The organism is Bacillus paramycoides, from assembly GCF_001884235.1.
Lineage (GTDB): Bacteria > Bacillota > Bacilli > Bacillales > Bacillaceae_G > Bacillus_A > Bacillus_A paramycoides.
Genome location: NZ_MAOI01000107.1, coordinates 53537 through 67894 on the forward strand (window position 1 = coordinate 53537; position 14358 = coordinate 67894).

Genomic DNA, 14358 nt, shown 5'->3' on the forward strand with positions numbered 1-14358 from the left:
CGTCTTTAATACCCATTTTTATATAATTAGAAGTTAGTAGATTACACGAGGTTTCACTGGATTACACTGACATGCACAGGTTAACACTGATAAATATAAAAATTATTGTATAAAACTTGCTTTGATTTTTTCTAAAAAAGTAATTTTTAAATTTTAGTAGAACCCTAATCTTCCGCACTAAAAGTTTAACTTGTTGTAGATACAGGAAGATGAATTCCATTTAATACCATATAGATTCCGCAAACTATAGCATATATTTTCCAGACAGCAGACCGCCTCCTAGGCACCCCCGCCCCCGTAGGGTGTCGTATCCGTATATAGAAATATAATAGGCGTCGCAACGTCACCGCATAACGTTCTTGCAACTGTCCTTGCTGATCTCGTTCATTACTCATTCATTGATTGCTTGTTTCTTTTCTTTATTCGTTTGTTCGTTCGTCTTTCTTCTTTCATTGTTGTTGTCCTCGCCTCGCTACTGTCATTGTCTTGCACTTCAGCCTAGCTGTTCCTTGCCTCTGTATGTGATATACAGTACATCTAGCCCATTATCCAACCAGCATAGCAATCCAGTAGTCGTATTATAACGCCCTATATAGCGATTTCCTAGCGGGTATACTTTTGATTGAAGGGAATCCTGTGTCATTGCGGTGCTGTGTAGCTTCAATCAGTAGTGTTAAGTTTTGGTTATATTATTTATAATAAATATGACTTGTTGTATTGATGTTCCGGAAAAGTAAGAATACAGCATCTCGTTCAATTTTAAAAGGAGATGATAAGATGGAGGAAAAAGAAGCGTTAACATTGGAGGATATTGCTAATTCATTATGTGAAATGCTAATGAAGAAGTATTGGGGGAAATTATGGATTCTTCTAGAAAAAAATCCTGATTTAAAAAAGAATTTCACAAAATTCTTATTGAATCCAGAGAGGGTAATATTATATTTGGGCAAAACCCATTGGGGTGTAGAGTATATAGGGGATGTTAATTCTCAAGAAATTATTTCAAGAAATAACGCTGATATTCAAATTTTAGACTATTCAAAAGGAGAGAATCTATTAACAGACATATTGGGCATTGATTTTAGTAAACAAACAGGTCCAGTAATGGGATTACCTGCGTATAACGAAGACCTGATTTTTCCCACTAATGAGGCAATGGACATTATGATTGGGAATGGTTGGAATTTATTTGGCCAGTCGATGATATTGGGTATCAATACAAGCGGATTTGTATTACAGGAAGGCATGTGCCATAGAATAGTTAACGGTTTCTTTTATGGAACTAACCAATCTGGTCTAGTTACCAGAAATGTAAAGTGGCTAGATTTGTTTCCATTAAAAATAGATGATACAGATGTAGAAGGAGGTGCATTGGAATTTTGTTTGTGGCCTAATATTGCAGAAGTCATAATGCATGATGTCCATTTTCAATATCCTCTCCCTTCTGGATTTAGGGAAGAAAAATGGTATAGTTTAAATCGCTTTGTTGAGTTGATTAGTTCTAAGGATACGAGTGAACCTCAAATAACAGCTTTTCTAGCTGAACCTGAAAATCAATTTATATTAAAAATGGCTTTTATGGGTAAAAAAATATCTTCTGAATGTGAACTAGAATGGCAATCAGAAGAACGTAAAGCAATTAGACCAGACTTTTTTATAGAAGGGTCAAATGGTTATTCGGACATTGTTGAATTTAAATTACCTAATTTAAAAAATATAAATAACATAGTAGGGCGGGAGAATAGAGAAACTTTCAGTGCGGAGATTAATTCATATATTAGTCAAACAAGAGAATATGAGTATTATTTTGAAGACCCTAAAAATAGAGAGTTTGCAGAAAAAAAGCATAATATAAACGTTCTTTACCCGAGAAGAATTTTGGTAATGGGAAGAAGATGGATGCTAGATACCCCAGATTGGAGAAGGTTAGAAAATGATTATAGAAACATTATGATTAAAACCTATGACGAAGTTATAGATTTAGTTTTAAGTCATTTATATTCATAATCTAATTTTTTTAGAGGGATGGAGAATTAAACAACATTGTTTTAACTATAACTAAGTGCTACTATTACCGCTTATTTAACATGAAGTTGATGTATCAATCCGTAAGAAATGTAGATATAGGTAAATAATTATCGATTCCTGTAAGATTATAGTAAATATTTCAATTTTAATTTGGTATTATTTACTTATAACCTTAAAGGAGTGAGTTGCGTGAAGTTAGAAAAAGTGATTATAAAAAACTTTCGTTCGTATGACACATATACCGAGATAAAATTTGATGATTTAACGACTATTGTGGGGAAAAATGACGTAGGTAAATCAACTATTTTGGAAGCTTTAGAGATTTTCTTTAATAATAGTACAGTAAAAATTGACGCGAAAGATTATTGTGTAAAAACAGGTGATCCTAATGTGTTGATTGGATGTGTTTTTTCTGGATTTGCAGAAGAAATTATTTTAGATGAGACTGCACCTACAACTTTTAAAGATGAATTTTTACTTAATGAAGGTGGAATGTTAGAAGTTCATAAAATATATGATTGTTCTAAAAAAACAATTAAACCAGAAATTTATTTAAAAGCATTGTATCCTAATGAGGCTATAGAGAAAGATAAAGCTTTAATTCAGTTAACGCAAACTGAATTGCAACGAAAAGTAAAGTCTATAGATTTAGAAAATGGCCCTACAGATTTAAGGACAAATCATTTAATGAGAAAAGATATTTTTAGTTCGATAGACTTAACGAATTTAGCTATTCGTCCTATAGCCTTAAATAAGGGAGATAGTGGTACAGTATGGGAGAAAATAAATCCAACGTTACCTATTTTTACTTTGTTCCAATCAGATAGACCAAGTTTAGATGGAGATTCAGAAGTTCAAGACCCTATGAAAGTAGCTATAAAGGAAGCCTTGGAAGATGTTCGGGAACAATTAGAAGATATTGAGAAATTGGTTCAAGAAAAAGCGATGACTGTTGCTAATTTAACATTAGAAAAATTAAAAGAAATGGACCCTTTATTAGCAAATGAATTAACACCTAGTATCTCGGAAACCCCAAAATGGCCGAATGTATTTAAATTAACACTAGAAGGAGATGAGGGGATTCCTATAAATAAACGAGGAAGTGGAGTAAGAAGGTTAATTCTTTTGAATTTCTTTAGGGCTGCTGCTGAAAAGCAAGATAGTAGTACAGGCAGGAATATAATTTATGCAATTGAAGAACCTGAAACTGCACAACATCCGTCTAATCAAATTATGTTGGCAGAGGCATTATTGAAATTAAGTAAGAAAGAAAACACACAAGTTATATTAACAACGCATGTCCCTGCATTCGCCAGCTTATTGCCAACAGATTCTTTAAGATTAATTGTAAATTCGGAACAAGGTAAAAGTATTTTAAGTTCTAATACTAATGAATCAGTATTAGAAAAAATAGCTGAAACTTTAGGTGTATTTGCATCACCTATTAGTAGAGGAGTAAAAGTGGCTGTTTTTGTTGAGGGACCTAATGATCTAAGTATACTAAAAATATTAAGTTCAATAATTGCCCGAGAAAATCCTCAAATCGTAGATTTATCTACTTCTGATGATGTAGTGATTATTCCTTGTGGAGGGGATACATTAAGGGGTTGGGTTGAAAATCAATATTTGAAACAATTGAATGTACCCGAGATACATATTTATGATAGAGATATTATGGAAGAGGGTAAAGAACCGAAGTATGAAAAGTGGTGTAAAAAAGTAAGAGAAAGAAATGATGGTTCGGTAGCTTATTTAACGACCAAAAGAGAGATTGAAAACTACATTCATCCAGAGGCTATAAAAGAGTTTTACGGATTAGCTGAATTGATGTTTGGTCCTAATGATGATGTGCCTAATTTGGTGGCCAGCCTAACTGTATATGGAGAGAGTAATGTAAAGAAAAAATTGAATAATCATGTTGCTAAACGTTTAACATATGAACAGATTAGAGAAATGGATACAGAAAATGATATTGAAGGAAAGTGGCTTTCATTTATTAGTCAATGTGTTAACGGTATAGCGGTTGAAACTGTTTAGAATTAAGTTATTCTAAAATTAGGTTTCCGAACTAAGTTTGTGAATATGTAATACTGCCTATTAGAGAAAATAGTTAAATATAGAAGTGCGGAATATATTCCGAGTCCTTACAGTAGTAGGTATTGGCATAATGCTGTGTGAAGACCACATAAGCAAGATAAATGCGTAGAAACTTGAGTGCTGGAGTTTCTGGCCACGGGTTCAAATCTCTTTAATATTTTACATAAGTCATCCAACATCTTGAATTGAAGGTGTTGGATATTTTTTGTTGTTTGAAATCCAAAGAAGGTATATACCTTTGTAGAAAATATAGAATCTAAGATAGATTTTTAAATATACGTATTATTATTTACAATCAAAACACAAGACTTGATACATAAGAATTAGGATAGAATTAGAGTAGAAGTGAACCCCCCCTCGTTTAGAGGGTTATTTAAAGTGGTGTCATAACTTAAGAGAATTAACACACATAAACTCCCTCTGTAATATCAAGGTATCCACGGGTATCGTAACTTAATGGTATACATCCATATAGAAAAATACAGATATGCTAAAGTGTCTATAATAGGTCAAGGTTTAGATGTACAACTTGAAAGCACTACAAAACAAAAATTGCGGAAAAATCTACTCTAAAAATTTTACTGGAACTACATCTGATAGATCCCAATTCAATATAGTTTTAAGTCATCTTTCCAATGGTGACACATTAGTAATCACTAAATTAGATAGATTTATAAGGGACATGCGTAAAGAGATTGAGGTTATTGAACACCTTTTTAAGAAGGACGGTCGTGTTCTCAATGCAGTAATATTAGAAAATACAATATAGAAGAAGATTATCTAAAGAAAAAATTGTTATACTAAAAGATAGGCTTAAATAAATTAGGGGTAAATCCTTACCCCTTTTTATCCTCATCCCTTTTTAAACTTGTTTCATTCTACGTTTTTCCCCAACAAAGTGACCCCAGTCATAAGCTAACTTCATGATTATAATTTCTTCATCTGTAAGTTCACGTTGTAGATACCCCTCAATGTAAGCCCTTGTGGCTGTACTTACATTCCTCATTGTACTTGAATCGACGTGATTATGGAGAAGATAATCTAAAAATCTCCCCCTCTCACTGTTCTCCATGTGTTTCATGTATTCAATCATTTCTTCAACTGACTTAGTACCACCAAAGTGCTTTTCTGATAATACCTTTAACAATTCAAATTTCTCAGTATCATCCATTTTATACATAGCTACTAGAATCTCATCGGCTGTCATTTTCTTAGTCATTGCAGCAAGCCCTCCCTAAATGTTCCTGGAAAATTGGTGAAATTTTATTTTTAAGAATCGGGTATTGCATTTTAATGTCCTCCTAAATGTAGTTGTTTTGTCGTTACATTTAGGCACTTGCAAAAGGCACAAGTTTTAGGACATTAAAATTGTGATTAACAAAAAAATTCTTACAGGTTATTCCGCATGACCATTCATTTGTTTTTCTAGTTCTTTATCAATTTCCTTATTGTGTTCCTTAATCCATTCATCACACTCAGAATCATAAAAGGTTTCTAAGTCAGTAATAAGTTTCCTTGCTTTTTCAGGTGAAATGATTTTACCCCACCTGTCCATAAAACAGAGACCTTGTTCCTCAGTAACGCCCTCATTATCCTCAATAGTGACTGTTATTTCCTCCAATGTAATCACGTTATTGTATTTAGATACGTTCATAGCTTTTCCCATTAGTTGCTTCCTCCTAGAAAATCATATTTAAGGTATTCAGGTAGATTATTATAATCAACATTTGCTGAACCTTGTTCTCCTTCCTCAACGTTAGGTGCTACATTGCCCACGAATCAAAAGTTAATCACCTCAGAATCGTCTATAGGGCATTCTAATATTTACCATAAAGGTTTAGAAACCGCCTCGTATATTTAGTAACCACTAGACGACCTCAAAAAAGACCCCCTGCCCCCTATGGTGGGGGGGTTAGGGATACAAATAATAGCGAATCCCAATGTAACGCCCAGCGTCCTCGCAACTGTCTATGCTGATTACCTTCATTACTTGTTCATTGCTTATCTATTGCCCTCACCTCGCCTCGTGTGCCATGCTTGTTACTTCCTTTTATCTTACTGGTATCCTTGGCAATGATAGTAGGGTATATAGTACCCCAGCTTAGTCCTTAACCTATTATCTTACCAACGTAGTACCGACCAGTATTGGTATTATACAGCCTTTACTTATCGATGTTCTAGTAATACGTTTTTGATTGACACTATTGATTGGAAGGAATTACAGCGTGGCTTTCAGTGATTGTTTTCACCTACAATGTATCATAAAGTCTACACTTTTTGACACTCATAAAGAATGGCTGTATTATAGGATTTACAAAGTATCAAAAAGTCGTATCAAATAGAAAACAATATAAAGGGGAAAATTACAATGATTTATGGCTATGGACGTGTAAGTACAAATAAACAGGAACTTGATATTCAAATTAAAGCACTGAAAGAAGCAGGTGCTACAAAGATATATAAAGAAAAGATCAGTGGGGCAAAAGCTGACAGGAAAGAACTTAACAATCTATTAGAAGTAATTAAAGCTGGCGACACGCTTGTAGTAACTAAAGCTGACCGTATAGCACGTTCTTTATCACAATTAGAGACAATCGTTACTGAGTTAACAAATAGAGGTGTAGCGGTACATATAATCAATATGGGAATGTTTACAGCTGAGACAATGGAGAACCCTATGACAAAACTATTATTCAATGTATTAGGGGCGTTTGCTGAATTTGAACGTTCTATGATACTTGAAAGAACTCAGGAAGGCATTAAAGAGGCTAAAGAGAAGGGCGTTAAGTTTGGTAGAAAATCTAAGACACATAAAATTGAAGGGGCTTTATTAAATGCCATTCAGCAAGTTGAAGCTGGTACAATATCACAGCCTGAGGGGGCTGAATTTGCAAAGTGTAGTGTTGCTACATTTAAGAGAAGATTAAAAGAATACAGAGAACAACAAGGGGCTAAATAATGGCCTCTTGTTTGTGCAGAAAAAATAATTTTGAGGCGACTGTATAAAGAGGGAGTGGAAGCGAAAAAAGTGAGATTTGCACAGAAAAGCACAACTAATCCATTCTGATGAATGCAGTCGTATTAAGGAATGAACACTGTTTTTTTACATTTCACTGATTGTGCATTCTATAGCTGAATTCACACATAAGATTCATGAAATTACGATATATAGTAAAACCCCTCAGAAATAACCTGAGAGGTTTCACATACTATTAAGATTACGCTAGTCACTATTTAGCTAGTTTCATAAACTCGTCACTGTGGCTATCTTTGTATTTCATAAACAAGCCATAACAATCTTTTCGACTCTTACCGTTTACAATACTTTTAATAGTTGCCTTAGTGACAGGAAACATTGTTTCTAGCTGGTGTGATTGTAATCCTTCTACCTTGTTTAGATACAGTATTTTATATACGTCTCTATCTGTCAATTTTATGTTGTTAAATCCAATACCATTCATAAACGCCTTTCCTTTCCAAATAATTTAGCCTTTTAATTCGCCTTTCTTATTCAATTATCATAATCTTCTTCATCTGGATTCTCATCAATTGGTTCTAGGTCTATAATTAAACGCTTAACAATTCCTTTTTCATCTGTTTCACCAAGTACAGAAAACCAACCTCCATCACTTTCTGTCTCTATTTGTAGTCCTAAAATATCACAGTCCCCTAATCGAATAGTTTCTGTGTCTGTAGCAAACTCCCCTAAATAAATAATGCTATTCTTAACGTTTGTTTTCATTGTTAGTACCTCCAAGTATTTTTTTGTGGGCTTGTTATTGCCCTTACAATTAGGTACTTGCAATTTCATTTCATAATAGGACATCAAATTGAAAAATTTTTATAAGAACACAAAAAAGTTATATTCATTACATGAAAAAGCTTGATCTTGAAGTAACCTTACTAATAAATCTTTTTTATGATTCAGATTCTTAATGCTTTCCCATTGCTATTCTCGTGGGAAGATTTAATGATAAAAAATAAAAGGATCGGCTACTATGTCCATCCTCGTCTTTTCTTATATTCTTGGTCAACTTCTTCTATACATTCCTTTGAACAGAACATTGAACCTGTCGGGCTATATTCGTCACAGTAAATCCAAATATAATATCCACCACCCTCAGGTTCTTTAGGAACATATATAACTTTGTCGCAATGTCTACAGCGATAGTGCCAATGCCCCTTGTATTTCTTCTTATATGGATTGTAAGAATATCGTTCTAGTTCCAAGCTATTTCCTCCTATACTTATTAAAGCACTTATATCATGTTATTGATTTTTTATTCTACCTCGGCTACGCCTCGTGTTCGGGCAAAGAATGCCCTCACCACTATTTCTAGAAATAATACTATTCTATATAGCTATTAAAGTATGCCCTGAATAATCACGAAGAGGGGTAGCTTAGGCTATCCCTTGTAGTGTTATTCGGGATTGTCTTTTAATACTTATAACATTTTTATATCTTTCTTATAAGGGAATATTCAAGAAACCCAGTGTTATCAAGGGTTACAACGTTTCTTTACTAAGCAATAAAAGTAGAGAAAGTAATTAAATTTCATTATTGAGGTACTGTTCCAACAACGTTCTCATTCGCTTAGATGGAATAAAAACATCTATTGACTTTCCTGTACGAATACGACTGCGGAAAAGCCATTGAAGTAGTTCTGATAATGCAAATAAATCACCATTAAGCTGTATACCTTGCTTATTAAAAAAGTGTTTTATCAAAGGATTTGTATAAATGTTAGCTAAATAGATACATGTCCTTTTATGTTGGAATTGGTTTGTAGCACGTGCATTTACACTTACAAAGTGTTCTTTCAACCCCATAGGTGCTAGGCTATCTTTAAACTCTTTAAAAGTAGTCCACATGACCTCATTTGTAGGTACATTACATTTATTACGGTAGAAGTTATAAGCGTTATCTCTAATGACTTTCTTTGTATCCTTATTTTTAGTTTTCTTTTTTAAATCAGACACACTAAAATAATTATGTTTATTTCCCATCTTGTTCATATCCTTTTTATCTTTAGGTGAAAGATAATAAATGTTAATCAGTTCCTTCAAATGTGAACGGTCTTCATTTTTAAAAGACACAGATGGTGCTAACTTATAGTTACTACCTTCCTTTACAACTGATTTATAGATATACTCTTGACCAAATAAATCAAAATAAGCACGTTGAATCTGTCCATCGAACATATAGGTCAGAATAAAAACTTCCTCAAAACACTTAAATATTTCCACAGGGAAGATCCAATATACTGCACTCGGTTCATTTGCTTTGTCTTCATACATCATTAAGTTCCCTGAATAAGCTAGGTTCCTCAATTTTTCAAAATATCCTTTTCTATAATCAAGTTGCTTCCAGTGAACAACACCGTTTTGATTTACTCCAATTACCTCGTTTTCTGTTAGCATTTTCAAGTCATCTTTTGAAACATCTACTTGTTCAATAACATCCATAACTTCATCTAGGATTAGCGTGTAATTCTCCATGTCTAACAGATCAATGACTTCATTATCTATATTTCTAAAAAGTGAATGTGTAGAAACAATGTTTTTACCTTCTGAGATGAGACGTTTTATATCTTCTAGCTTTGTTTCTCCTTTACAATCAGCCTGTGGTTGTTGAAAATTACGATTAACAGAAGTAATTATTCGTTCTACCTCATTTTTGAAGGGGGTAATGTAAATAAACTTTTGATATGCTGGTGCGTTTTTCATGAACTGTATTGCCCAACTAGTTTTACCACTACCCATAATTGAGTCAATGATGTTAATTTTTGTTTGTACTGGATGTTTTAATAACATACCTAAACTCCTTTTCTCATATAGTTCTGTAAGATTTGTCTTACACTTAACTACTTGCAGGAAAAGAGTAAAATAGGACAAATAGATTTGATTAGTAGTTACTTTCTTCTACAAATATCCGTATTTAGTGGTAATTAAAATGATTTGAATCTCTTGACTTTAGGTTTTCCTTTTCGCTGAATTAACTAGATTTGTCTAGGAAATATTGGACAGAAGAATGACTACCTTTATAACACTTCAAAAAACAAAGTACTATAAAAGTAGACGTTCTTTAATACTGAATTAAACTGAGTTTGCTGAGGTTTCCATCGTATCACCTTGTTTGAACGCTAGATTTTCATCTGCAACGAACTTTTAACATGTCATGCTTGTCCAACATGCTGAAAAACTTAGGGAAGGAATTGTGCTACTGACATACCCTTAATTACTCGTAACCTAATATGATTTTTCTTATTCGTTGCTACCTGTACCGTAGTACACCAAGCAACCAGCCGAACCGTTAGTGGTCGTTCTCACCTAGACTCTTAACAACGTAAACAAGGAACCGTTATCTGTTAGGACGCTTAATTTTATGACATTGGCTTAGCTAACCTGTTCAAGTGTTTAGTGTGGTGTTAGGTCATTCCCACATTCGAAAATCTCTGTACACTAGCTAAAAAAGACAATAGGAAACTAGACCTCTTGCATTATATTTTTGAAAAATTTATAATGGAGGTGCTGAATGTACGGAATTTCCGTTATTTAGTTTTGAATTTGAATTTTGGTCACCTATTGCCGTAGGTGGCTTTTTTCCTATTTATATATCTATCGTATTTAAAGGATTAAACTTGTCGTTTTGTTCTTTTAAGTCATTTCCCCACATAGCTGCGTATCTTTCTGTTACTACTATGGACGAATGTCTCATTAACCTTTGAACCGCAAATGTACTCATTCCCGATTGGATACAGCGTTGACAGAATGTATGTCTAAATGTATGGCTGGAAAGACGTACATCTTTAAAATTCATAATCTTGGCTAGACGTTTAAAGACGTTTTGTACCGCATTAGGAGTTAATTGTTTATTAGTACGGTTTGAAAAAACGTATTCTGAAAGTCCTTTTTCTACAAAGATCTGTTCGCAAAATGTTTTGTATGTTGCTAACTCCATAATTACCTTATCGGCAACAGGAATAGATTCTCTTTTACGACTTTTTCCAAATACAGATAAAGTTTGATATTTGAAGTCAATATCAGTCCACTTTAGGGAACATAATTCAGATTGTCTCAACCCTGTACCAAGTAAAACAACGATAATGGAATAGTCACGATATGCGTAAAAGGTTTTTTCACGCTGTTTAATCCTTCTATAGTAGTTAAGCATTTGTTTAATGTGATAATCCGTAAATACATCAATACGTACATCTTCTCGTGCTTTCTGTATTTTCTTAGCAGGATTATTCTTAATGACTTCACATTCAATCATATAATTAAGAAAAGCACGAATACGTTGCAACTTAGAGTTTGTAGTGGTTGCGTTGTTTCCTTTCTTTTGATAATGCAAGATATATCGCTTCATAATACTTGAAGTAATATCCTCGACATTGATAACATCATGTTCTAAACAGAAATTTTCAAACTGTTTCAGAATATCCCGATAGCTTTGTAGCGTTTTCGGTGTAACATTCTTAAACTCTCTATCGTCCAAAAAATCAAGGACAGCAAATTTTAACAACAAAAAACCACCCCGCATTTTTTTGCGAAGTGGTTTTCGTTTAGTCGTACCGGTTTGGTAATGACCATAACATTTTTAATTGTTAAGAAACGTACTCAAACCCTTGATATAATTAACTGTATGACCCCGGAGAGGCTCGAACTCACGACCTCCACCCTGTCAAGGTGGCGCTCTCCCTGCTGAGCTACGGGATCTTCAAAAATGCTTATGTATTAGCATCTTTAATAATTATGTTAAAGTAATTATATATAATTAACTGAAATTTTACAATATTCTTATAGTAAGTTTTTAAAGGGGGAGCATGTGCAATCATACTAGTAATGAATAAAGGGATAATTAATAAGAAGGGAATTTAATAGAAAGTAGGTTTTGAATGTAGCTGTTATATTATTTCCGATACCAATCCAAAGGACTTTCATCACTTAAATCAACAAGAAAAGGGAATAAGAAGTGTAAAGGTAAGCTTATAAGTTCTGGCATAGCGTTCAATGTTTTCTTTGATAGATATTGTCTTCCGAAACAATATGGACAATCTTTTTCAAAAGTCACGAGTATCGACCATACGTCTTTTATTTTCCACTTCGTTTTACAATATGTACAACGCGCCATGGAGTTCCTCCTCAATTTAATGTTTTCTAATATATTCCATTTTATTGTACTAAAGTCAAGTGTATTTGGTGTGATAAAATGTAAGTTGTTTTGTTTTTATATGGATGTATTCAGTAATTTATGACCAATTATATATCGGATGAAGGTTATGTAGGATAAGAGATTTTTATTTTTAATATTTAAATTGGCCAATATATCCTTTTTACAATTTTCAAGAAATCATGTATAACAGAAGTACAAGATTATTTTATAAATATACAGGAGTAGAGGGAGAATAGTTGTAATGGTAAGAAAAACGTTTAAGATGCGTGTGTCTAGAAATAGAACGATTTCGATTAATGGTTCGATTCTTGATGTGGATGTTACACATGATGAGTTTTTGCAAGAGTTTGTTGAGTGGGTCGATTCTAAAGGTTGGTCATTTATGGGGATGACGGATGAGATTACGGCCGAGGAAGCTGGACAAAAGTTAATAGACTCGTTGATCGATGAGAAGGATAAGAAAGAGTAATTCCTTCTTATTTTTTATTGTATATTTATGTTCTTTATCGTAAAAATATGATATAGTAAAAAATAGTGAATATTCTTCCAATTTAATACAAATTACATATAGATTGGTAGAGTCATTTGATAGAGTGTGAAAGTAAAGTGAAAAGGGAGAGTCATATGGTTAATTTTAAGAAAATTTCGGCTTTTGTTATAGTTATTTGTTTATTTTTTTTGACACCTATGACGTTATATGCTGAGACAAATGTTGGAGTGAATCCAGAGCAAGTGGCACCGCCACCTGCGGAAGGGCCAAATGTATTTAGTCAGTTTGCGACTACGATTGATGCGAAAACAGGAGATGTCCTATATGACAAAAATGCACATCATCGTGCGTTTCCTGCTAGTATGACGAAAGTGTTAACGGCGATTTTGCTGATGGAGCATACGAAGCCAGAGGATCAATTTACGTTTTCGCAATTAGCATTAGATCAAGAGAAGAGTAATTATCAAATTGAGTTTCAAGCTGGTGAGACTATTAATAGAGATACTGCACTTATGATTTTAATGGTGTTAAGTGCGAATGATGTATCGTATGCGATTGCGGAGCATATTGGAGGAAGTGTTGAAAATTTCGCCAATATGATGAACGAAAAGGCGAAGCAATTAGGAGCTAAAGATAGTCATTTTGTAACGCCAAATGGGTTGCATGATCCGAATCATTATACGACGCCGTATGATATGGCAATGATTACGAGAGGTGTGCAAAAGTATCCTGAAATTTTGCAAGCGATGAATACGAAAAGAACGACGGTTACGACATCTAGGCAGACAGTATCTATTTTTAATAAGTCTACTTATTTTGAAAATCCATATAGTATTGGTGGTAAGACGGGTTTTACGAATGAAGCGCGTAATACGCTCGTTTTATTAAATGAGAAAGATGGAAATCGCATAATAAATGTAGTGATGGCTTCTCAAAGACCTGAAATTTATGAAGATTTAAAGCAGATGGCTGAATATTCTTTTGGCCAATTTGCGAAACAAACTGTACTAGATAAAAATAATTGGCATCAAAAGACAACGTATTTAAATAAAGATGTTGATAGTGAACTTGAAAAAAGTGTAGATCTTATGCTTAAGAAAGATGAAGGGAAAAATGTGAAAACTACTTTCCGAGCGGCGTCATTAGATAAAGAATCTTTGTATCATAAAGGAATTCATCGTGGTGAGATAGTTGGTGCAGTTGATATTACGAAAAACAATCAAACGATCGCGACTATTAACGTTCTTTCAAAAGAAGATGTTACTTTTGCGATGCCAAAAAAAGATACAGTGGAGCCTGAAGTAAAGGACTCGAATGTAAAAATGATAAGTATTGGAATAGGAGGTATTGTATTATTTGGCGCACTACTATATGTAATTTTGCGTCGTAATAAACAAGGGGTTAAATCAGAGGAAAAGTAAGTTGTTATGAAAACTGCGAAGAAATTTGTTCGCAGTTTTTTGTTGTATTAACATATATTTAAAAAGAGATGTTGATTAAAAATTCGGATTTTACAAATAATTGTAAATTTCGACCTTGCATTTCTTATTTGTTCGTTATATTATTT

The 14358-nt window shown here is 33.4% G+C and carries 14 protein-coding genes and 1 tRNA gene; 6 read left to right on the plus strand and 9 right to left on the minus strand.

What is annotated here, in order from left to right; genetic code table 11:
* Window positions 1-777 precede the first annotated feature (777 nt).
* The 3 genes from BAU28_RS23030 (at window position 778) to BAU28_RS31620 (ending at window position 4894) form a co-directional block, all read left to right on the plus strand.
* Window positions 778-2007, plus strand: a complete 1230-nt coding sequence (locus BAU28_RS23030) for a Shedu immune nuclease family protein (protein ID WP_071720109.1) — start codon at window positions 778-780, stop codon at window positions 2005-2007.
* Window positions 2008-2217: 210 nt separating this feature from the next.
* Window positions 2218-4065, plus strand: a complete 1848-nt coding sequence (locus BAU28_RS23035; RefSeq protein ID WP_069355241.1) for an ATP-binding protein — start codon at window positions 2218-2220, stop codon at window positions 4063-4065.
* A 580-nt stretch (window positions 4066-4645) separates the two neighbouring features.
* Complete coding sequence (locus tag BAU28_RS31620) at window positions 4646-4894, plus strand: recombinase family protein (RefSeq protein ID WP_071720110.1); 249 nt, start codon at window positions 4646-4648, stop codon at window positions 4892-4894.
* A 93-nt stretch (window positions 4895-4987) separates the two neighbouring features.
* On the opposite strand, the gene BAU28_RS23045 is transcribed toward BAU28_RS31620, so the two are convergent.
* Complete coding sequence (locus BAU28_RS23045) at window positions 4988-5344, minus strand: MEMO1 family protein (protein WP_071720112.1); 357 nt, start codon at window positions 5342-5344, stop codon at window positions 4988-4990.
* Window positions 5345-5521: 177 nt separating this feature from the next.
* Window positions 5522-5791, minus strand: a complete 270-nt coding sequence (locus BAU28_RS23050) for a hypothetical protein (protein WP_071720114.1) — start codon at window positions 5789-5791, stop codon at window positions 5522-5524.
* Window positions 5792-6493: 702 nt separating this feature from the next.
* Between BAU28_RS23050 and BAU28_RS23055 the strand changes: the two genes are divergently transcribed.
* Complete coding sequence (locus tag BAU28_RS23055) at window positions 6494-7084, plus strand: recombinase family protein (RefSeq protein ID WP_071720116.1); 591 nt, start codon at window positions 6494-6496, stop codon at window positions 7082-7084.
* 271 nt (window positions 7085-7355) lie between these two features.
* On the opposite strand, the gene BAU28_RS23060 is transcribed toward BAU28_RS23055, so the two are convergent.
* From BAU28_RS23060 to BAU28_RS23090, 7 genes are all read right to left on the minus strand, one after another.
* A complete protein-coding gene (locus BAU28_RS23060; protein WP_071720117.1) occupies window positions 7356-7586 on the minus strand; it encodes a hypothetical protein in 231 nt (76 codons plus the stop codon).
* Between the two features lie 50 nt (window positions 7587-7636).
* The gene (locus BAU28_RS23065) at window positions 7637-7867 is read right to left on the minus strand and encodes a hypothetical protein (protein WP_001973030.1); all 231 of its coding nucleotides are present in this window, start codon (window positions 7865-7867) and stop codon (window positions 7637-7639) included.
* A 254-nt stretch (window positions 7868-8121) separates the two neighbouring features.
* A complete protein-coding gene (locus BAU28_RS23070; protein WP_071720120.1) occupies window positions 8122-8355 on the minus strand; it encodes a hypothetical protein in 234 nt (77 codons plus the stop codon).
* A gap of 318 nt (window positions 8356-8673) precedes the next feature.
* On the minus strand, window positions 8674-9939 hold the full coding sequence (locus tag BAU28_RS23075) for a DEAD/DEAH box helicase family protein (RefSeq protein ID WP_071720122.1): 1266 nt from the start codon (window positions 9937-9939) through the stop codon (window positions 8674-8676).
* Window positions 9940-10735: 796 nt separating this feature from the next.
* The gene (locus tag BAU28_RS23080; RefSeq protein ID WP_338062018.1) at window positions 10736-11653 is read right to left on the minus strand and encodes a tyrosine-type recombinase/integrase; all 918 of its coding nucleotides are present in this window, start codon (window positions 11651-11653) and stop codon (window positions 10736-10738) included.
* A 118-nt stretch (window positions 11654-11771) separates the two neighbouring features.
* Window positions 11772-11844: transfer RNA gene (locus tag BAU28_RS23085), tRNA-Val, on the minus strand.
* A 193-nt stretch (window positions 11845-12037) separates the two neighbouring features.
* On the minus strand, window positions 12038-12259 hold the full coding sequence (locus BAU28_RS23090) for a hypothetical protein (protein WP_048369557.1): 222 nt from the start codon (window positions 12257-12259) through the stop codon (window positions 12038-12040).
* Window positions 12260-12542: 283 nt separating this feature from the next.
* Here BAU28_RS23090 and BAU28_RS23095 point away from each other — a divergent pair, with 283 nt between their 5' ends.
* Both BAU28_RS23095 and BAU28_RS23100 read left to right on the plus strand, forming a co-directional pair.
* The gene (locus BAU28_RS23095; protein WP_000251863.1) at window positions 12543-12770 is read left to right on the plus strand and encodes a hypothetical protein; all 228 of its coding nucleotides are present in this window, start codon (window positions 12543-12545) and stop codon (window positions 12768-12770) included.
* A 155-nt stretch (window positions 12771-12925) separates the two neighbouring features.
* Window positions 12926-14212 carry a D-alanyl-D-alanine carboxypeptidase family protein gene (locus tag BAU28_RS23100; protein WP_071720126.1) on the plus strand — a complete coding sequence of 429 codons (1287 nt, stop codon included), beginning with the start codon at window positions 12926-12928 and terminating at the stop codon, window positions 14210-14212.
* Window positions 14213-14358 lie beyond the last annotated feature (146 nt).

Excerpts from the sequence above, each read along its gene's own strand:
- BAU28_RS23030 (WP_071720109.1), top strand. The coding sequence starts at position 778 with ATGGAGGAAAAAGAAGCGTTAACATTGGAGGATATTGCTAATTCATTA.
- BAU28_RS31620 (WP_071720110.1), top strand. The coding sequence starts at position 4,646 with ATGTACAACTTGAAAGCACTACAAAACAAAAATTGCGGAAAAATCTAC.
- BAU28_RS23045 (WP_071720112.1), bottom strand. The coding sequence starts at position 5,344 with ATGACTAAGAAAATGACAGCCGATGAGATTCTAGTAGCTATGTATAAA.
- BAU28_RS23050 (WP_071720114.1), bottom strand. The coding sequence starts at position 5,791 with ATGGGAAAAGCTATGAACGTATCTAAATACAATAACGTGATTACATTG.
- BAU28_RS23055 (WP_071720116.1), top strand. The coding sequence starts at position 6,494 with ATGATTTATGGCTATGGACGTGTAAGTACAAATAAACAGGAACTTGAT.
- BAU28_RS23060 (WP_071720117.1), bottom strand. The coding sequence starts at position 7,586 with ATGAATGGTATTGGATTTAACAACATAAAATTGACAGATAGAGACGTA.
- BAU28_RS23065 (WP_001973030.1), bottom strand. The coding sequence starts at position 7,867 with ATGAAAACAAACGTTAAGAATAGCATTATTTATTTAGGGGAGTTTGCT.
- BAU28_RS23075 (WP_071720122.1), bottom strand. The coding sequence starts at position 9,939 with ATGTTATTAAAACATCCAGTACAAACAAAAATTAACATCATTGACTCA.
- BAU28_RS23090 (WP_048369557.1), bottom strand. The coding sequence starts at position 12,259 with ATGGCGCGTTGTACATATTGTAAAACGAAGTGGAAAATAAAAGACGTA.
- BAU28_RS23095 (WP_000251863.1), top strand. The coding sequence starts at position 12,543 with ATGGTAAGAAAAACGTTTAAGATGCGTGTGTCTAGAAATAGAACGATT.
- BAU28_RS23100 (WP_071720126.1), top strand. The coding sequence starts at position 12,926 with ATGGTTAATTTTAAGAAAATTTCGGCTTTTGTTATAGTTATTTGTTTA.